16 protein-coding genes are annotated in these 18,741 nt (G+C 50.9%); 10 read left to right on the top strand and 6 right to left on the bottom strand.

Annotation, left to right across the window (positions count from 1 at the left end; all coding sequences use genetic code 11):
* Positions 1–177: 177 nt before the first annotated feature.
* On the bottom strand, positions 178–507 hold the full coding sequence (locus HMPREF0860_RS07070) for a YhbY family RNA-binding protein (RefSeq protein ID WP_021330374.1): 330 nt from the start codon (positions 505–507) through the stop codon (positions 178–180).
* A 256-nt stretch (positions 508–763) separates the two neighbouring features.
* On the opposite strand from HMPREF0860_RS07070, the gene HMPREF0860_RS07065 reads away from it, so the two are divergent.
* From HMPREF0860_RS07065 to HMPREF0860_RS07055, 3 genes are read left to right on the top strand one after another with little or no spacing between them, the layout of a single operon-like run.
* The gene (locus HMPREF0860_RS07065; RefSeq protein WP_021330378.1) at positions 764–2,035 is read left to right on the top strand and encodes a TolC family protein; all 1,272 of its coding nucleotides are present in this window, start codon (positions 764–766) and stop codon (positions 2,033–2,035) included.
* A 13-nt stretch (positions 2,036–2,048) separates the two neighbouring features.
* Positions 2,049–2,972, top strand: a complete 924-nt coding sequence (locus tag HMPREF0860_RS07060; protein WP_021330372.1) for an efflux RND transporter periplasmic adaptor subunit — start codon at positions 2,049–2,051, stop codon at positions 2,970–2,972.
* Entirely contained in the window at positions 2,969–6,391 is a 3,423-nt protein-coding gene (locus HMPREF0860_RS07055; RefSeq protein WP_021330368.1) for a PG0541 family transporter-associated protein, read from the top strand. The genes HMPREF0860_RS07060 and HMPREF0860_RS07055 overlap by 4 nt, the downstream gene beginning before the upstream one ends.
* Positions 6,392–6,420: 29 nt before the next feature.
* Here HMPREF0860_RS07055 and HMPREF0860_RS07050 read toward each other — a convergent pair whose 3' ends face one another.
* Complete coding sequence (locus HMPREF0860_RS07050) at positions 6,421–7,491, bottom strand: MraY family glycosyltransferase (RefSeq protein ID WP_021330379.1); 1,071 nt, start codon at positions 7,489–7,491, stop codon at positions 6,421–6,423.
* A gap of 57 nt (positions 7,492–7,548) precedes the next feature.
* A complete protein-coding gene (locus HMPREF0860_RS07045; protein ID WP_156002093.1) occupies positions 7,549–9,147 on the bottom strand; it encodes a hypothetical protein in 1,599 nt (532 codons plus the stop codon).
* A gap of 136 nt (positions 9,148–9,283) precedes the next feature.
* Between HMPREF0860_RS07045 and ychF the strand changes: the two genes are divergently transcribed.
* From ychF to HMPREF0860_RS07015, 6 genes are all read left to right on the top strand, one after another.
* Entirely contained in the window at positions 9,284–10,423 is a 1,140-nt protein-coding gene (gene ychF, locus HMPREF0860_RS07040; protein WP_021330388.1) for a redox-regulated ATPase YchF, read from the top strand.
* Between the two features lie 102 nt (positions 10,424–10,525).
* On the top strand, positions 10,526–12,004 hold the full coding sequence (locus HMPREF0860_RS07035) for a phosphohexomutase domain-containing protein (protein ID WP_021330390.1): 1,479 nt from the start codon (positions 10,526–10,528) through the stop codon (positions 12,002–12,004).
* A 30-nt stretch (positions 12,005–12,034) separates the two neighbouring features.
* Entirely contained in the window at positions 12,035–12,670 is a 636-nt protein-coding gene (locus HMPREF0860_RS07030; RefSeq protein ID WP_021330380.1) for an SGNH/GDSL hydrolase family protein, read from the top strand.
* Entirely contained in the window at positions 12,667–13,800 is a 1,134-nt protein-coding gene (earP, locus tag HMPREF0860_RS07025) for an elongation factor P maturation arginine rhamnosyltransferase EarP (RefSeq protein WP_021330387.1), read from the top strand. The genes HMPREF0860_RS07030 and earP overlap by 4 nt, the downstream gene beginning before the upstream one ends.
* Positions 13,801–13,854: 54 nt before the next feature.
* Positions 13,855–14,424, top strand: a complete 570-nt coding sequence (gene efp, locus HMPREF0860_RS07020; protein ID WP_021330369.1) for an elongation factor P — start codon at positions 13,855–13,857, stop codon at positions 14,422–14,424.
* A gap of 85 nt (positions 14,425–14,509) precedes the next feature.
* A complete protein-coding gene (locus HMPREF0860_RS07015; protein WP_021330371.1) occupies positions 14,510–15,199 on the top strand; it encodes a DNA alkylation repair protein in 690 nt (229 codons plus the stop codon).
* A gap of 91 nt (positions 15,200–15,290) precedes the next feature.
* Here the strand turns inward: HMPREF0860_RS07015 and HMPREF0860_RS07010 are convergent, their stop codons facing one another.
* The 3 genes from HMPREF0860_RS07010 to HMPREF0860_RS07000 form a co-directional block, all read right to left on the bottom strand.
* Positions 15,291–16,475, bottom strand: coding sequence for a protein-glutamate methylesterase/protein-glutamine glutaminase (locus tag HMPREF0860_RS07010; protein ID WP_021330384.1), 1,185 nt, complete (start codon positions 16,473–16,475; stop codon positions 15,291–15,293).
* Between the two features lie 36 nt (positions 16,476–16,511).
* Positions 16,512–17,327: a CheR family methyltransferase gene (locus HMPREF0860_RS07005; RefSeq protein WP_021330375.1), complete on the bottom strand. Its 816-nt coding sequence runs from the start codon at positions 17,325–17,327 to the stop codon at positions 16,512–16,514.
* An 85-nt stretch (positions 17,328–17,412) separates the two neighbouring features.
* The gene (locus HMPREF0860_RS07000) at positions 17,413–17,847 is read right to left on the bottom strand and encodes a helix-turn-helix domain-containing protein (protein WP_021330385.1); all 435 of its coding nucleotides are present in this window, start codon (positions 17,845–17,847) and stop codon (positions 17,413–17,415) included.
* A gap of 97 nt (positions 17,848–17,944) precedes the next feature.
* Between HMPREF0860_RS07000 and HMPREF0860_RS06995 the strand changes: the two genes are divergently transcribed.
* Complete coding sequence (locus HMPREF0860_RS06995; protein ID WP_021330376.1) at positions 17,945–18,622, top strand: hypothetical protein; 678 nt, start codon at positions 17,945–17,947, stop codon at positions 18,620–18,622.
* The last annotated feature ends 119 nt before the right edge of the window (positions 18,623–18,741 follow it).

Raw genomic sequence — 18,741 nt, 5'->3', positions numbered from 1 at the left:
GATAATGCGGCAAGGAAGCCACTGACCTATATATCGCCCGTAAATTAACAAATTACGCGGTTTTTAAAGAAATGTATAAGAAATAGGCTCGTTTTTTTCGAAATTTTCCTGTCGTTTCGTATATCAACAGCATGATAAACCTTGAAAATGGGAGTGCCGTATCGATTGACGATGTTTTCAGATACTTTGCTTCGCTTTCGCTTTTTCGAGTGCTTTTTCGTATTTTCTTTCGTCCGCTTTTTCTGCAGGGCGGTACAAAATCGCTTTGTTGCCGATGACGCGCACGAGGACGGAAGAGCAGGCTTCCGACAGGGATACGGCGAGGTCCCGTTTTTCGTCTTTGAATTCGTTGAAGCTGATTTTAACAAGTTCGTGAGCTGCGAGCGCGGAGTCGGTCATCTTTTCGACCGCTTCGGTAACGCCGTTTTGTCCGACGATGACGACGCTTTGCAGGGGCTGTGCATATTTTTCAAGAATTTTTCTCTGCTTGCTTGAAAGTTCAATCATGTTTGAAATACTAGCGGTATTCGCCCGATTGCGCAACTGCATAAACGTGATGTATAAACGCGATGCGGCTCTTATTAATTTTCAGCGAAAATCACCAACTCCGGCGCAGCCTCGCAGCGAAGCTTCAAGCGGCGTCGGGGTATTAAACCCTCCGCACGAATAACAATTTTTTATTTCAGAATAACGATTTGTTTTTGCAATCCGCTTGTAACCTTGTTATAGTTTAATTTATAATAAAGCTGTAGAGGATGGCGGTATGACTTTGAAAAAAACGGCAGCAGTGATTTTCTGTGCATCTCTTCTTGCCGGTGCTGTATCTGCCGAAGAGCTGACGGTGGACAGCGCGGTGCAATACGCGATTGAAAACAATATCTCCGTGAAAAAAGATAAAATCACGCTCGACGCACTCAAGCGCGCAAAAAATCATTCGTGGAACGGCGTGAGTCCGAGCGCGTCCGTCAGCGCCAATATGCTTTTTCCCGCTGCGGGTGATGCGCGTCAATACGATTACAGCCTATCGATTCAAGGCTCTCTCAACTTTGCGCTTTCCCCGTCGCTTTATTCGTCCGTAAAAACCGCCGCTCTCAATTACGAAAACGGACTGCTTACCTACGACGAAGCTCTGCGCTCGATCGAACTCAAAGTTCGCAGCGCGTTTTATCATCTCCTGTACGAGCTTGAATATATCGAACTGCAGAGGCGCAATCTCGAAACCGCCGGCCAGCAGTACGAGCAAAATACGAAAAAATACAAAAGCGGTCAGCTTTCGGAACTCGATATGCTGACGAGCCAAGTAAAATACGAACGGTTGAAGCCGATGCTCGAATCCGCCGAGATAACCTTTGCCAACGATTCGGCATCATTCAAACAGATGCTCGGTCTCGATCAGTCGGCCGAACTCGCGCTTTCCGGTTCTCTCGCCGCTGCTTGTTCTTTCGGCGATATAAGCGTCGAAGTCGATGCGGAAGATACGCCTGTGATCCGCGCCGGAAAAAACAGCGTAAAGATTGCGCAAGCGGCATTGCTCGCGCGGAGATTTGCCGCGTGGGGGCCGACGCTGAGTGCGGGATGGACGTACGGCAAATCGAAGACGAATATCGCGGATGATTTTTCGACGACGAATGCGTTTTCGGTCGGCGTTTCGATTCCGCTCGACGGATACCTTCCGTGGTCGAAGGGTGCCGATTCCGTTGCTTCGGCAGCGGACAGCCTGAAGACGGCGGAGCTTACACTCGAAAACAGCCGTACGACGCTTGCGGTGCAAATCGATAACTACGTCAAGCAGATACGGCAGATACAATCGCAGATCGCATCGCTTCAGGCAAATGTCGGCTTGGCGCAAAAGTCGTACAATATGACGAAAGACGCATACACTCACGGTTCGCGAGATTTGCTTACGCTGCAGACTGCGGCGGATTCGCTTTTGAACGCGCGTACGGATCTTGCACTGCAGGAGTATACGCTTATCACAAAGATGCTTGATCTGGAATACACGCTCGGCGTTCCGTTCGGCTCTTTAGGTCGATGAGGAGAATGATATTATGAAAAAATCGACGGTGATCGTAATCGTTGTGCTTGCTGCGGCTTTGGGTGTCGGCGGCTATGCTTTTTATAGTACGCGGCATACGGCGGCGATGCGCGGCAGGGCGCCGTCTCAAACGGTTTTGACGGTGCGTACGCAGGTTGCGGAAGTCGTAACGCTGCACGACTATATCAATACGAACGGCGACATAGAAGCGGTAAACTCGGTTACCGTGTATCCCGATATCGGCGGAAAAATCGTGAGTACGAACGTAACGCTCGGCTCTCCCGTCCGTCGCGGAGACGTGATCGCCCGGGTAGATCCGTCCGAGCCGGGCAGCAGTTATACGCTGAGTCCCGTGCTCGCTCCGATCAACGGCAGCATTATTAAAACGCCGCTCAAAGTCGGAACGAAGGTTACGACGTCGAGCGCAGTTACGACGATCGGCGATATTGCGAGTTTGCAGATCACCGCGAAGATTCCGGAGCGCTACGTCGCTTCTCTGCGCACGGGATTGAAAGCGGAGATATCGCTTGAAGCCTATCCCGACGCCGTGTTCGCCGCAACCGTGACACACGTGTCGCCGGTGCTCGATGTCAATGCGCGCACGAAAGAGATCGTTTTGACATTCGACGAAAACGATACGCGAATCAACGCCGGCATGTTCGGCAAAGTGAAATTGTATACGCTCGACTACGGAGGAGCCGTCGCCCTGCCGTCGGACGCGGTCGTTACGAAGGGCGACAAGCCGTATCTCTACGTCGTCAAAAGCGACGATACCGTCGAACAGCGGGAAATAACGCTCGGACAATCGGTTGACGGCATCGTGCAGGTTTTGTCGGGCATAGAAGAAGGAGAACGCGTCGTCGTCGAAGGCGGGCAAGTGCTTTCGAACGGTGCGAAAGTGCGCGACATATCGAGCGCGGTTCGAGGTAAAGAATGAGTTTATCGCGGAAAACGCTCGAACATCCCGTTCTCGTACTCATCGTATTTGTGCTGCTCGGTATCATCGGCATATCGAGTTTTAATAATATTGCAATCAGCCTCTTTCCCGATATCGACAGTCCCTATGTCATGGTGTTGACGACTTATTCGAACGCCGGCCCGGAGTCGGTGGAAAAATCGGTGACGAAAGTGCTTGAAAGCAGTCTCATCAGCGTCAACGGACTCAAAGAGCTCACGTCATCGTCATCGGAAGGTTCGAGCATGGTGTTTCTCGAATTCGATTACGGAACCGATTTGGAATCGGCTGTCAACGACGTGCGCGATAAACTCGACCGTGTCAAACGTTCATTGCCCGACGGTGCATCGACTCCGAGTATTTTTAAAATGGATGCGTCCGCCATGCCGATTATGCGCATCGCGATGCGGGGAAACCGTTCGACGGACGATCTTCGGCAGATAGCCGAAGACGACGTTATCGATATCCTCGAACAGACGGACGGCGTCGCCGAAGCGAGCGTTTCGGGCGGACGCTCAAAAATCGTCCGTGTCGAAATCTCGGAAAACAGGCTTGCCGCTTACGGTCTCAACATATCTGCCGTATCGTCCGCGCTCGCAAAGCAAAACTTCGAACTCGGCGGCGGAAAGATTACCGAAGGAAAAATGAATTACGTCGTGCGTACGACAGGCGAATATTCGTCCGTTGCTGAAATAGACGATACCGTTATCACAACGGTGAACGGATACGACGTAAAGCTCAGCGATATCGGAAACGCGTTTATGGGCTACGAAGACGCATCTTCGACGGTCTACATAAACGGGGAGCCGGGCGTTTACGTTTCGGTTACAAAGCAGTCCGGTACGAATTCGGTAACCGTTGCAAACGCGACGTATAAAAAAATCGAGCAAGTGCAGGCGCTCCTTCCGTCCGATATTACGCTTGAAATCATCTCGGACGATACGACTGCGATCCGCGATACGATCAGTACGCTCGTGACTTCCGCGTGGCAAGGCTTGCTGCTCGCGGTTATCATTCTGTTCTTTTTTTTGCAGAATTTTAAAAGCACGCTTATCATATCCATATCGATTCCGCTTTCCCTTGTCATTACGATCATGTGTATGTCCTTTGCAGGGATCACGATCAACATCATGACGTTGACCGGTCTCATCCTCGGCGTCGGTATGATCGTCGATGCGTCCATCGTTATGATAGAAAACATCTATGCGTACCGATCGCGCGGTGCGAAACCGAAAATCTCCGCTGCACTCGGTTCGCAGGAAATGCTCATGTCCGTCGTTTCCGGAAACCTCACGACGATCTGCGTATTCGTTCCGTTTTTGTTTTTTCTCAAAGACCTTGAAATGATGGGACAGATGTTCAAGGGGATAATATTTACCGTTGTCATCGCGCTCGTGTCGAGTTTGTTCGTCGCGATCTTTCTCGTGCCCGTACTGGCCGGCAAATTTTTACCGCTTTCAAACAGAACGGAAAAACCGGTACAAAACCGCGTTTTAAAAGCGATGTACGCTTCGTTTCAAAATATCATAGACGCTCTCACGAAAGTGTACCGCAGGGGATTGAAGAGCGCCCTCGATCACCGGGCGGTGACGATCGTCGTAAGCGTGAGCGTTCTCTTTATGGCGCTCGCCCTCTTCCCGACGCTCAAAATCAATATTATGGGGCGCGGCGGCGGAGACGACAGCGTGACGCTCAACGTGACGATGCCGACGGGAACCTCGCTTGCGGAAACGACGAAAGTCGTGCAAGCGTTTGAGACGATCACAAAGAATGAAATACAGGGCTATACGACGCTGATCATGAGTGTCGGAACGGGCGGCAGAATATCGAGTGCGTCGACGTATACGGGTTCGCTTTCGATACGCCTTCCCGAAACGAGCAAACGGATCGACACATCCGAAACGATTCAGCGGAAGCTTCGCGCGCACTTCGACGAATTTGCGGACGCGCAGCTTTCGTTCGGTGCCGGCTGGCGCGGTCAGATTTCGGGAAGCGATATCGTCATAAAGGTTCGTTCGGACGACCTTGAAACGGCGCTTTCGGTTTCCGACAAAATAAAAGACGTGATGGAAAAAATCGATGCCGTAGGGGAAGTGACGATCGACACGAAAAAAGGTTTGCCGCAAGTCGAAGTCGTCATCGATCGACAGCGGGCATACGCGTTCGGCGTCGACGTTACGACGGTTGCGCGCGAAATCAATTACGCAATGAACGGCGTTACATCGACGGTATACCGTTCGAACGGCAAAGAATACGATGTCGTCGTCATGTACCGGCCGGAAGACCGCGACAAAGTATCCGACCTCGAATCGATTTACGTGAGAGGCACGAACGGCATGGTGAGCGTTGCGAATTTCGCTTCGCTTAAAAAAGGACTCGGACCTGTCAGCATCAATCGGGAAAATCAAAGCCGCGTCATAGAAGTGTCGGCCGATATCATATCCGATGAAAATGCGAACGTCGTCGAAGATGAAATCAAGTCTCGTATCGCCGATACCTTTGTCATTCCCGAAAACGTCACCGTGAGCTACGAAGGTTCGTGGAGCGACGTACAAAAACAGGGACGCGTTTACGGTTTGATCGCGCTTATGGCGCTGCTCCTCGTGTTCGGCGTTATGGCCGCGACTTATGAATCGTTTAAAGCGCCGCTCATCAATATGATGACGATTCCGTTTTTAATAATCGGAGTCGTCTTTATCTACAAGCTTACCGGACAGACGCTGTTGATGACGTCGATGGTCGGCATCATCATGCTTGTCGGTATCGTCGTCAATAACGGCATAATCCTCGTCGACTATACGAACCTCCTCATTGACCGCGGCATGAAGATGAAAGAAGCGTGTTTGGAAGCGGGTGCGAGCAGGCTTCGTCCCGTGCTCATGACGACGTTTACGACGATCCTCGGTACGCTTCCGATGTGTTTCCAATTCGAAGGAACCGCTCAAATGGTACAGCCGATCGGCCTTTCGATCGTCGGCGGTTTGACGTCGAGCACTTTCGTCACGCTCTTTATCATTCCGGTACTTTATTCGCTTGTCATGAAAGAAAAGAAAGCCGTCGATACCGGTGCCGCGCAGGCTGTCGCGGACTTCGTTCAAAGCGGAGAAGCTGTCGATATCGAAACCGATAACGTGCAGGCCGGTATCGTCGCAAATCAATCCGTCGAAGACGATATCGTCGAAGCGCTCGAACAGCTTATACCGGATATCCGCTATACGATCATTCCGACGGTGAACGGTAAAGGCGGCGACAACTATAAGCTCGGAACTACGACGTGGCCCGAACAGAATTTTATGATGATCGCATATATGAAACGAAAAGATGTCGCGACGATATCGTCGGCCGTTCGAATGCTGAAGAAAAAATTTCCGAAAGAGGGGATAAAGCTCTTTCTTATGTGATTGTCCGCACGGACAGCGTATCAAAAGCGTCAGCGCACTTTAAAGAATATGCCGATCAGCGCTACCGTTATGAGCAGCTGCATGATGACGAATTTGATAAGCACCTGCGTCGGCGACCATCCGCGCTTTTTGCGCATTTCATCGTGCAGCGGAAAACGGATGTCGTTGAATATGCGTATGTGAAAAAATCGGAGCAGCGCTACTTTCAATAATCCCATGCCGCCGTTTACGGACATGATCGTCGATGTCGCCAAAATCAAAAACGGATTGCCGCCGACCATAACGCATACGCCGATAAAAAAACCGAGCGCGCGGCTGCCGGCGTCTCCCATGAGCACTTTGCTCGGATACGCGTTGTGCCATAAGTAACCCATGAGGGAACCCGCGAGCGCAAAATTTATAACCGCCCAGTTTGCACCTTTCGGCAAATGCGGTACGAGCAGGTATTCGGCTATATCGACGTGTCCGAGCACAAAGTAAAAAATCGTTCCCATCGTGATGAGTGCGATGAGTACGAGCGTACCCGAAAGTCCGTCTACGCCGTCGGTACAGTTCGTCGTATTGATCGATGCCCACAGCATAACCGTACACACGATGATATATACGGCGACGTTTACCGCAACCGGATGCGTGACGAAGGGCAGCCAAAAATAGACGCACCCGTCGGACGATACGCTTTTGAGACAATAAAAAAGCAAGAGCGCTTCGGCGAGGCTTACGATAAAGTCGAGCAGCGCTTTTCGGTATTCGCCCCAGCTTGCAAGGCTCTTATCGTCAAGAAATCCCGTGAGCATCATAATCCACGTCAGCATAAGCGTGCCGCCCTGCAGAATCGTAAGCGGCGTACACAAAAACGCGATGACGATGAATACCGAAATAAAGACGATGCCCGCGCCCGTCGGCTTTCCTTTCGAAACTTCTGCGCTGAGCGTAAACTCTCTGCCTCTGTCGTGCGGCAAACGCGCGTAAAAACGCGGCAAAAGGCGCATCGAAGCGATAAAGCCCGTATAGAGCGCGAGCGTTATGAGTACCGTGTACGATTGGAGGAGCCGCGCCGGCCCGAAAAATTGCTGCAGGTATGCACCCAAATAGTATATCATCATAACCTCGATTTAATTAATAAATTCTATTTCGAATATTATTAAAACGATTCATCGTCAGCGATCGATTTCAGCACCCGTAAAAACCATCGCGATATCGTGTTCGTCGCAAAAGGCAATCGATTCGGCGTCGGTGTCGGTTCCTCCGGGCTGTACTAGGAGGCGTATGCCGCTCTTTATGAAGCGGTCAAAACCGTCGTCAAAAGGCAGTGCGCTGCCGCTTACCAAAATTTCGGCAGATCGGGCGCCGTTTATTAATTCTGTCCGCATATTGTTCGCTGCCCGATTGAGCGCGGCAAAACACGCGTCCGCCGGTGCGAGCGCCGCACAGCACATGCCGATCGTCGTCATGTTTCCGATGACGGCCGCCGCATCGTGTTTTGCGCCGAGCATGACGAGCTGCCCGAACGCCGCTTCGTCGGCTTGGAGCTGTGTCGGGTGCGCCTTTGTGACGACGTTCCACGAATCGAAGAGCGTAAGCTTGTCTTCTTCGACGATGAGGCCGCCGTTGAGCGAACGGATAGTGTACGATATCGTTGCAGGAGTCGACATCGTAATCAGGCGGATATCTTTCCGCTCGGCAAGCAGCGCCTTTGCTCCCGCCGTAAAGTCCGGAGCGACAACCGCCGCCAAATTCGATTTTAATAATTCATGTGCGGCGTGTTCGTCGACGACCGCGCTGAATCCTGCGACGGCGCTGTCGAAAAACGCTTTTCTGCAGCCGGACATCTTTTGAAACGATTCGGCCGAGTTCGAGCCGAGGGCGGCGCTGATCGGAATGCCGTGCTTTGACGAACAGGTGAATACCGATTCTGCGGCGGGCGTAAAGCGCATTTCCGTTTCGTTTCCGTTGTCGCCGCGTTCGATCACCGTCGGAGGCTTTTTTAACAATGCGGAAAAATTGCTGAGGCTTTCCCACACCGCATCGATGTTGACGTAGAGGCTGTACAAAAGTTCTCCGCCCTGATTTTTCCGCAAGCTGTCGAGCGCACCGCCGTGCAAAAGCGTATAGAGGCATGCCGAACGGTGCGACTGCTCTTTGTTTATGAGCTCTTCGGATTTTTTATACGGCAGCATAAAATAGCGCGGATACGACTTGTCGCCCGTTTGCCGCAAAATCGCGTTTCCCGCCGCGGCGGTGCAGGCCGAAACCATATTGAACGCTTTTGCCGCGAGGTAGAGGCGGAACGCTTCGGAAACGCTTTGCGTCTCTATTTTGACGATTGCTTCTTCATAATCGGCAGAATCGGTGAGTACGAGTACGTTTTTATAATTTTTGCACGCCGCCTGAACGAACGACAAAGCGCGCATATCGATTTTGTCCGCAACGGAATCGGACGCTTTATAATTTTTGTGCGCGTGCGATGCGGGTTCCAAATTGATGCAAACGAGGCGGATCGTGTCCGTTTCGTCGGAATAACCGTATTCGTTTTGCCGGCCGCTTGCGACAAGCGATTGCAGCGTCGCCCCGTAGTCGCCGAAAGTGCGGGGCGAATCGTCGAAAACGGATACCGCCGTATAGGCGATACCGGCGTCCGTGAGCAGCTTTCCGGTTTGTCCCGCCGACAGAATTTCCCAGTCCCGTTTTACAAGGCATCGAGCAAGGGTCATGAGATTGTCGGTATCGTCGGTATACAAAAGCGCCCGATTTTTCATATTCGAAATAATAACATAAAAAGTACCGGTACACAACAACGGTGTCAACAATTGCCTTGTTCAGCGCCGCCAAATCATATATACTGAACACTCGATTTTACAGTGCAATTTCTTTGCACGCTTTTACGGAGGAATCATGTCACTCGATTGCGGAATCGTCGGGCTGCCGAATGTCGGCAAGTCTACGATATTTACGGCGCTGACGGCAGCTCCCGCCGCTGCGGAAAATTTTCCGTTTTGTACGATCGATCCGAACGTCGGCATTGTCGATTTACCGGACGAGCGTCTCGCTTTTCTCGCAAGCGTTTTTCAGCCGAAAAAGATTACGCCTACGTCGGTAAAGATCGTCGATATCGCAGGTCTTATTAAAGGCGCAGCTCAGGGAGAGGGGCTCGGCAATCAGTTTTTGGCGAATATTCGGGAGACGGCGTGCATCGCACACGTCGTTCGCTGTTTTGACGATGCCGATATCATGCACGTCCGCGAAAATGCGAATACCGTCGTGCCGATCGACCCGAAAGGCGATATCGAGACGATCGATATGGAGCTCGCGTTTGCCGACTTGGATACGATAAGAAAGCGGCAGGAAAAAGTGACGAAGGCGAGCCGCGCGCTCGGAAAAGAGGAAGAAAAAAAATACGTGCATTGGACGAGCGCGGTTGCAAAGATCAAGCCGTTGCTTGAAGCGGGAAAATGCGCGCGGCTCGCCCAGCTGACGCCGGAAGAAAAGGCGGCCGTGAGCGATATGTTTTTGCTTACGATGAAGCCGACGTTTTATGTCTGTAACGTTTCCGAAGACGCGATCGCTGCAGGTACGAACGATTACGTTGAAGCGGTAAAAAAAATCGCCGCCGAAGAAAACGCGGAGACCGTCGTCATCTGCGGAAAGTTTGAATCCGATTTGGCGGAAATCAAAGACGAAAACGACCGCAAGGAATTTATGGAAGCCGCCGGCCTCAAAGAATCGGCTCTTGCAAATCTTGCGCGGACGGCGTACAAGCTCATGGGGCTGCGTACTTTTTTTACTGCGGGAAGCGACGACTGTCATGCATGGACGATCCGCGCAGGAGACACCGCTCCGAAAGCGGCGGGCGTCATACATACGGATTTTGAAAAAGGTTTTATTAAAGCAGAAGCGTATTCGATCGACGACTTGCGTACTTACGGCTCGGAAGCGAAGATCAAAGAAGCGGGAAAATACCGTATTGAGGGAAAAGATTACGTCGTGCAGGACGGCGACGTATTGTTTATTAAATTCAATACCGCAGGAAAATAGCAATTGTTAATTAAAATCGAAATTAAATATTAATAATTTCTTGATTTAATAAAAAGCAACTGCAGACTTCGGTTTTTTGCAAAAGTTTTCTTTGGAGAAAATATGGCCGATAATACACTTGAAAAAATCGCGCATGAACTGTTTCACGCCTTCGATATCAGGATCGATGCCGAACGGCTGACCGATGAAACGGCGTCCCGTCTGTACAATGCGCAGGCGTGGTATTTCAGAGAATGTCTCGGCACCGACGAAATCGTTTTGTGCCGGGATACGCGCAAAAAAGGCGAACACTTTTTGCAGCTCGCGATCGACACTTTTTCCGCGATGGGATTTCGCGTGTATACGAACGTGCTGCCCGTTTCGACGTGTCAGTTTTATTACAGCTGTATGCAGCGCCCGAGCTGTGCGGGAATCATGTATACGGCGTCGCACAATCCGAAAAATTATACCGGACAAAAAACGGTCGGGCCGAACGTGAGACCCATCGCCGAAAACGTCGGGCCGAAAGGCGGGCTTGTCGCCGTCCGCGATGCGTTTTTAAAAGGAAAAACCGTTTCCGCAAAAGAGGGCGGCAGCGTTACGGTCATCGACGACGGCGACGCATACGTGCGCGCCTGTTTGGATTTGGCACGGATCGGAAAAGACGAACTTTCCGGTATATCCGTCGTCGCCGATTTTTTATCGGGCAGCGCGGGAAGCGAAGTGATGCGTGCGTTTCGCTATGCGGGTATTTCGTGCGTTGCGCGAAACGTGGTTCCAGACGGCAGTTTTCCGAGCGGTGCGCCGAACCCCATTATTAAAGATAATATCAAAGGTACGCTCGACTACATACACGCGCATCCCTCGTCGGTCGATTTTTGCTTTTTATTCGACGGCGACGGCGACCGCGTCGATACGAGAAGCGGCGACGGTACGGAGATTTCGCCTTCCGTGATTATGACTTTTTTGTCTTCCGTGCTCACGTCGATCGTGCCGCATACGGGAGAAGCGCGGATCGGAATCGACTCGAAAGCATCTCCCGTCGTTCACGCGGAACTGAAAAGCGGCGGCAACAATCCGCTGCTCGTTCCGAACGGGCATTCGCAGATAAAAGATATTTTGCTGCAAAAAAAAGCGATTGCCGCCGTCGAAGAGACCGCACATTATTATCTGAATTTTCCGAACGGGGAAAAAACGGTTCCGATGGAAAGCACGCTGCTCTTCTGTCTTTTGTTTTTGAAACGCTGGAAAAATAATAAGGCGGAATTCGATGTGCTCGTTGCCCGTCAAAACAGCGTGCTTCGCGAACGCGAATGGGGCTATACCTATGCGGATGAAAAAGACCGGGACGATGCGCTTTGTGCGACCGAAAATTTTTTTACGGCAAGAGGATACGTGCCGTTTAAAACGCTTGAAGACGGCTCTCCGCTCGGTACGACATTGTTAAAACGCGATTGGGACGGAGATAAGTGGTGCTGGATCGCACAGCGTGCGAGCCAAAGCGAAAAAGGTGTTGCCCGCTGGATGGTGACGTCTTCCGATGCCGATGAATTGCAGCTTGCCGTTGCGGCGATAAACGAAGCGGCGCAAAAAAAATTGTAGTATACTGTAAAAAAACAAAGAGGTGCTCGTATGTTTACCTTTTCGGTTATGGGAGATTCCATTTCTTCGTTCGAAGGAACATCGCCCGAAAATTATGCGGTCGCGTATCCGATGCCCGATTCCGGCGTTTATCGCAGGGACGATATGTGGTGGGCGCATTTTGAACGGCTGACGGGAAATACGATGATCTGCAACGATTCGTACAGCGGAAGCCGCGTTTCGGAAACCGGCTCGCGCCCCCTTTGGTCCGCCTTCGTTTCCGATTCGCGTATCGCGCGTTTGAAAGGAGACGCGGTGATCGTGTTCGGCGGCACGAACGATTTCGGTCAGCGCGCGGAAGGCGCTGCGCCGCTTGCGGTATTCGAAGCTGCCTATACGCTCCTTATTAAAAAAATACGAAAAGCGCTGCCGCACGCCGTCGCATATTTTTGCGTGCCGCCCGTACGTTTGGATTGGGAGTTGACGGAAAAAAACGACTGCGGCTGGACGCAGCTCGATCTGCAGCACAGCGTTCGTTCTATGGTCGCCTCTGCGCATGCTGCCGATCGGAATATCCGTGCGATCGATTTATCGGAAATCGCGGTAGAGGATATGCTCGCCGACCGGCTGCATCCGAATAAAAAAGGCATGGAAGCGATTGCATCCTGTATCGCCCGGCATATATGACGGATAAAACGCGCGCGCTCGATATCGCGATCCTCTGCAAAGTCGTTGACAATTACGGCGATGTCGGATTTGCATACCGCCTCGCGCGCGCTCTTTCGGCGCTTGACGACAGCGTGCACATTCGATTCGTCATCGATGATCTTGCATCTTTCGCTTTGCTTGCGCCCGGAATCGACTCTCATGCGGCGGTACAGCAGTACGGAAATTGGACGGTTTTCGATTGGAACGCGGCGGATGCGTGTAGCGCTTTTTTTTCAAAAGCGATGCCGAAAATCGTTTTGCAGTGCTTTCAATGCCCTTATCCCGAATGGCTTGAAGCGCTTTTATTCGATAAAAAAAATACCGCCGTCGTTCACGTCGTCAATATCGACTACCTTACGGCGGAAGATTACGCCGAAGAATTTCACTGCCTCAAGTCGCTCACGCGCTCGTCACGTATACAAAAAGTCAATTTTATGCCGGGCTTTACTTCAAAGACGGGAGGGCTCATCCTCGACCGGAAGCCCGCGTGCGTACCGGCAAAAAAAAATCCCGATGAATTTTCGGTTTTGATTTTCGGTTATGTCCGCGATTACGCTCCCGTCGTCCGCGCCCTTTGTGCATTTGAAACGGAAAAGCGAAAATCGGACGAGCGCTTTAAGCTTTGCGCCTGCGCCGCTGCGGGGCAGGGGCAGGATGCGTTTATGAAAGCGTACGCGGATTCGAGTGCGCATTTTGCTGTGGAACGGCTTCCGTTTTTAGTGCAAAACGAATGGGATGATCTGCTCTATGCTATGGACGCGCTTTTTATACGCGGGGAAGATTCGCTTTCGCGCGCGTGCCTTTCGGGCATTCCCTTTGTGTGGCAGGCCTACCCGCAGGAAGACGATTATCAGCGCGTAAAAGTCGAAGCGCTTTTGCAGCGCATAAAAGATTTTTTCCCGCGTGACGATTTTGCGATCGTCGAAAATGCGTGGACGTTGTACAATGCTTCCGGCACGGCTTTTTGCGATACGGAAAAAGCGCTCCTTGCTTTTTTGGAAGCTTCCTGTCGGATAAAAAAATATTTTGCAGCATTCGCATCCGCGCTTATTGCAAACGGCGACTTTGCCCGCCGCCTGCTTGATTATTTGCGGCGTTTTGCGTTATAATCATATACACTTTTCAATTTTGTCAAATCTTATTAATTTATAGAAGGTAGCACTATGGTTACAACATCGGAAATCAAAGTCGGTTCTGCGTTTATGTATGAAAACAATCCGCTTATGGTACAGCGTATGCTCGGTCAAAAATCGGGCCGCGGCGGTATGGTGACAAAGCTGCGCGTAAAAAATATCGTCACGGGACAGACGCAGGATCTCGGCCTCGACGCCGGAGAAAAATTCGATGAAGTCGATCTCGACGAAAAAACGATGAAGCTTTCCTACATCGAAGGCGATACGTACGTGTTTATGGATCAGGAAACCTACGAGCAGCTCGAAATGACAAAAGAAGATTTGGGCGACAACGCGGGTTACCTTTCCCCCGACGACGATATCGACATATCGATCACGTTTTATGAAGGAAAGCCGGTCGGCGTCAAACTTCCCGTCAACGTTACGCGCACGATCACGTACTGCGAGCCGGGCGTAAAAGGCAACACGAGCGGCAAAACGTTTAAGCCCGCGACGCTCGATACGGGCATTGAAGTGAACGTCCCGCTTTTTTGCAACGAAGGCGAACGCATCGTCATCGATACGCGCGACGGCTCTTTTGTCGAGCGCGCGAAAGACTGATTTGTGCGGCGCGTTCTCCGAGTTTTCTGCCGTTCACGGCCGATCCGTTTTGTAGAGACGCGCCTTCTTTTATTTCACTCGTTGTATGATAAAGACAGCGCTTCAAAAAAAATTATTCGAAATGCAGGATATGTCCTACCGGCGATTTCAACAAAAGCTTTTGCCGACGGTTTCGAGCGAAACGATCATCGGTATACGCACGCCGGTATTGCGTTCGTTTGCAAAAGAATTCGCAAAAACCCCCGATGCAAAAAAATTTATTAAAAAGCTTCCGCATGTTTATTACGAAGAAAACAATGTGCACGCGTTTATCATCGAAACGATCGCCGATTTCGATACAGCCGTCGCTGCTCTCGACGCGTTTTTACCGTACGTCGACAACTGGGCGACTTGCGATTCGATGAGTCCGAAAGCGCTCGAAAAAAATATTTCCGCATTGTACAAAAAAATACGGGAATGGATCGCGTCGGGTAAAACCTATACGGTGCGCTTCGGCATCGGTATGCTGATGCGCTTTTTCCTCGACGAACATTTTACGCTTTCATCCGCCTCTCTCGTTTCGAAAATACGTTCCGGCGAATACTATATCAATATGATGATCGCGTGGTATTTTGCGACGGCGCTCGCCAAACAGTACGATGCGGTGCTTCCGTTTATCGAAAAGAAAAAACTCGATACATGGACACACAATAAAACGATTCAAAAAGCGATCGAAAGCTACCGCATTTCCGACGAGTGTAAAAATTATCTGCGCGGTTTAAAACGAAAATCCTAATCACATTCCGATAAATCGGCTGCATAAAGCCGATAGCGGCATAGCATACCGCCGAGTTTTTGCACATACACGGCGGTACATACTTGCCTGTTTATTTCGAATGATCACGCACGAGCTCGCTTATTTTTGCCGCCATGCGGTCAAGCGGCACCTGTTCCTGCACCGCGCCCAATTCCCACGCGACTTTCGGCATACCGTATACGATCGACGACTCTTCGTCCTGGCCGAGCGTCCACGCACCCTGTTTGCGCATTTCGGCAAGCTGCGCCGCGCCGTCTCTACCCATGCCCGTCATGATGACACCGAGCGCACGGTTTTGATACATCTTTGCGACCGATTCGAACAGGTAGTCGGCGGAAGGACGATGTCCGTTGCGGGGCGGATCCTGCGAAAGCTTTATGACCAAACCTGCTCCCTGCCGAGCGACATAGACGTGGTAGTTGCCCGGTGCGATGTAGATATGCGCGGGTACGATGGGCTCTCCGTCTTTCGCTTCGGTAACGTCGAGCGGGCAGATGCGGTCGAGACTATTTGCGAACTCCGCCGTAAAGCCCGCCGGCATGTGCTGGACGACGATGATCGGCAGCGGAAATCGCACGTCGATATCTTTAAAAACATCGCGGAGCGCGTTCGGGCCGCCCGTGGAAATTCCGATCGCAACGACTTCGATGCGGCCTCCTTCGCGGAGCGGCACAACGACGGCGGGCTCTTTGTTTTTTTCGGCAGTTTGGTTCCACAGCGTCGGTGCGATTGCGGGATTTTTTGCGGGAGCGATACCCTTTTTTTCGGCGACAAAGCGCTCGGCTTCGCGCATCTTTATCTGATGTGAAAAATAATCGGAATCATGTGTCTGCTTTCCGTGTGCGCGCGCATAAGCACTGCCGTAAGAAGCGAGCAGTTCGACGAGATGTTCCGAAACCGCCGTCAAATCCGTCGAAATGGAACCGCCGGGCTTTGTGATAAAATCGCTTGCGCCGAGTTCGAGGCATTCCATCGTGACCGCCGCTCCTTCCGTAGCGACGCTCGATAAAATGATAACCGGAATATCCCAGCCGCGCTTTTTGCGCTCTTTTAAAAACTCGACGCCGTTCATCACCGGCATTTCAATATCGAGGACGATCACGTCAGGTTTTACGAGCGGAATCTTGTCCACTGCAAACTGTCCGTTCATCGCCGTCGCCGCGACGTGCAAACCTTCGGTTCCCTCAACGATGCGCGTCACCAAATTGCGCATCAACGCGGAGTCGTCACAAATAAGCACTTCTATGTTATCCATTTTGTCTTCCTGCCGTATGTATTTTGCTGTTTGGCGTTATTCCATTTTTTGATACAAGCACGCCCACTCCGTTTTTAAAAATTCAAACTTCGTTTTCATGCCGAACAGCGATTCCGAATGTCCGATAAACAGATACGAATGCGGCGCCATTGCGTCCCAAAACCGCTGAACGACGGCCGCCTGCGCCGCTTCATCGAAATAGATAAGCACATTGCGGCAAAATATGATATCGAAATCGTGTTTGCCGGAATCGTGACTGAGATTGTGATAATCGAAATTGATCGTGTCCATGATGTCGCGATTGACTTGGTATCCGCCCGACGACTTAGTAAAATACTTCGCAAGGTAATCGGCCGGAACTCCGTCCACACGGCTGTCCGCATAAAAACCGAGCCGTCCCACCATGAGCGATTTGAGGGAAATGTCGGATGCGGTGATTTTAAACGTAAACGACGGCGGCAAAATCGTTTTTAAAATCATCGCGATCGTATACGGCTCTTCACCGGTAGAACAACCCGCGCTCCACACGCGGATCACGTCGGAACGGTGCTGCTTTTTATAGTCGATGAGATGCGGAATGACATAATTGATGAGCGCATCGAAATGCGGCTGCGTTCGAAAAAAATGCGTCAGATTCGTCGTAACCGAATCGAGCATCTCTTTCATTTCTTCTTTGTCTTGCAAAATCATCGCATAATATTTCGCTACCGAATCGATTTTTTTTTGGCGCAGGAGTTCTCTAATGCGGCTGTCTAAAACGGAACGGTTCGTCCCTGAAAATGTAATACCGCTTTCGTCATAGATAACCTTACGGAACATTTCAAATTCCGCATCACTCAATAAATCCGACATATTTATTATTGTACAGTATTTTTCGGTTTATAGCTAGTAATGATTAAAGTCTTTTGTCACTTCGTCGGTGCGGACGGTTGTTGCGTCAATGGCGGACGCGGTACATCCGTTTTTCTGCGGATTTTTTTGATCCGCTTTCCGCGGCAGGCTGCCCGCCGGCGGCAACGGTTAAAATTACATTGGCGATCGATTCTCTCGTTCCGACGGGAAGTTTTTCAAGTGCGTCGATGATGTGTTCATATCTGCGGTACAGTTCGGCTTTGTCTTTCGGCAGCGAATTTTCAACCGACAGAACGTCGCGTTCGTTTTCGATTTTTATAGTATCGCGCATAAGCGATTCTATAGACACGTTGAGCGCCGACGCGATTTTATACGCCGTCCCGACCGACGGTTGGCCGTCTCCTTTATTTTTTCCGTTCGTGATCGTCGAATACGGTACACCCGCGAGTGTCGCAAGCGTTTTTAAATTGATTTCCCGATAGCCGATAATCCGATACACGTTTTTCCAAAACAGGTGCATAGTACAGGTGTACCACAAAAGCTGTTATCGCATGGATTTATTTACCGTAGCGCGTTATAATAACCTTATTCGGTTTTAAAATCCGCAGGAATTGTCTATGACTACGATCGTCGGATCGGCGACGCGCGCCGTCTTTGTCCGCGCAAACATTGTTCCGCTGTTTCCCGAAGCGCTGCCGCCTGCAAGAGGCGCTCCTCTTCAACGACAGGCGATCCGTTTTCCCGTGAGCGACCTCTGCGCTTCCGAATCGGATGCGCTCTATGAACCGTATAATCAGCTGGGCGGCAGCAGAAAAAGTTTCCATCTTTCCGAATACTTTTTTTCTTCGAATGTAAAAAAATTGTTTTTCGACATAAACCTCTTTTACGACGCATCGATCGCGCACATCTGGTACACGGGTATGCGGGCAAGCCGCTTGTCCGAAGCACCGAACGATGCCGTCTCGGATGAAACGTTGCGCGCTGCAGATAAAACGTCCCTTGCCGGCACGGAGGATTTTTTTGTTCCTTACCGCGACTTCGATACCCGCGCGATGTGCCTGTACCGTCCCGATTTCGTAATCGAAACAAAGGCGGCGCATTTTTATATCGTCGAAATTGCCGAAGAACGGACGGCAAACGAACGCATCGTGCGTGCGAAACGGGAATACGTCGAAGCGGCAAACGAGAACGCAGACGGAGCGTCTCTCGAATACGTGCGTATTTCGCCGCGGTATGCCGATATGCGATTTGAAAAATTTATCGCTTCACGCGGCCGGCATACGGGCTTTTCGTAAAAAAATATTCCCTTAACAAGATCGCCTGATTTATGTTATAATATAATAAGCGAGGGAGTCGTTATGACTGCGGTGAACCGGAAATACGAAGATTCGATTTTTGTTAACCTTTTCACCGT

Source organism: Treponema socranskii subsp. socranskii VPI DR56BR1116 = ATCC 35536, assembly GCF_000468115.1.
Classification (GTDB): Bacteria; Spirochaetota; Spirochaetia; order Treponematales; family Treponemataceae; genus Treponema_D; species Treponema_D socranskii.
This window is presented reverse-complemented; position numbering and strand designations above follow the sequence as displayed.

Bases quoted from the DNA above. Each gene is read 5' to 3' on its own strand.
- HMPREF0860_RS07005 (WP_021330375.1), bottom strand. From the start codon at position 17,327: ATGTCGGATTTATTGAGTGATGCGGAATTTGAAATGTTCCGTAAGGTT.
- HMPREF0860_RS07070 (WP_021330374.1), bottom strand. From the start codon at position 507: ATGATTGAACTTTCAAGCAAGCAGAGAAAAATTCTTGAAAAATATGCA.
- ychF (WP_021330388.1), top strand. From the start codon at position 9,284: ATGTCACTCGATTGCGGAATCGTCGGGCTGCCGAATGTCGGCAAGTCT.
- HMPREF0860_RS07030 (WP_021330380.1), top strand. From the start codon at position 12,035: ATGTTTACCTTTTCGGTTATGGGAGATTCCATTTCTTCGTTCGAAGGA.
- efp (WP_021330369.1), top strand. From the start codon at position 13,855: ATGGTTACAACATCGGAAATCAAAGTCGGTTCTGCGTTTATGTATGAA.
- HMPREF0860_RS07045 (WP_156002093.1), bottom strand. From the start codon at position 9,147: ATGAAAAATCGGGCGCTTTTGTATACCGACGATACCGACAATCTCATG.
- HMPREF0860_RS07010 (WP_021330384.1), bottom strand. From the start codon at position 16,475: ATGGATAACATAGAAGTGCTTATTTGTGACGACTCCGCGTTGATGCGC.
- HMPREF0860_RS07055 (WP_021330368.1), top strand. From the start codon at position 2,969: ATGAGTTTATCGCGGAAAACGCTCGAACATCCCGTTCTCGTACTCATC.
- HMPREF0860_RS07065 (WP_021330378.1), top strand. From the start codon at position 764: ATGACTTTGAAAAAAACGGCAGCAGTGATTTTCTGTGCATCTCTTCTT.
- HMPREF0860_RS06995 (WP_021330376.1), top strand. From the start codon at position 17,945: ATGACTACGATCGTCGGATCGGCGACGCGCGCCGTCTTTGTCCGCGCA.
- HMPREF0860_RS07060 (WP_021330372.1), top strand. From the start codon at position 2,049: ATGAAAAAATCGACGGTGATCGTAATCGTTGTGCTTGCTGCGGCTTTG.
- HMPREF0860_RS07035 (WP_021330390.1), top strand. From the start codon at position 10,526: ATGGCCGATAATACACTTGAAAAAATCGCGCATGAACTGTTTCACGCC.
- HMPREF0860_RS07015 (WP_021330371.1), top strand. From the start codon at position 14,510: ATGATAAAGACAGCGCTTCAAAAAAAATTATTCGAAATGCAGGATATG.
- HMPREF0860_RS07000 (WP_021330385.1), bottom strand. From the start codon at position 17,847: ATGCACCTGTTTTGGAAAAACGTGTATCGGATTATCGGCTATCGGGAA.
- earP (WP_021330387.1), top strand. From the start codon at position 12,667: ATGACGGATAAAACGCGCGCGCTCGATATCGCGATCCTCTGCAAAGTC.
- HMPREF0860_RS07050 (WP_021330379.1), bottom strand. From the start codon at position 7,491: ATGATATACTATTTGGGTGCATACCTGCAGCAATTTTTCGGGCCGGCG.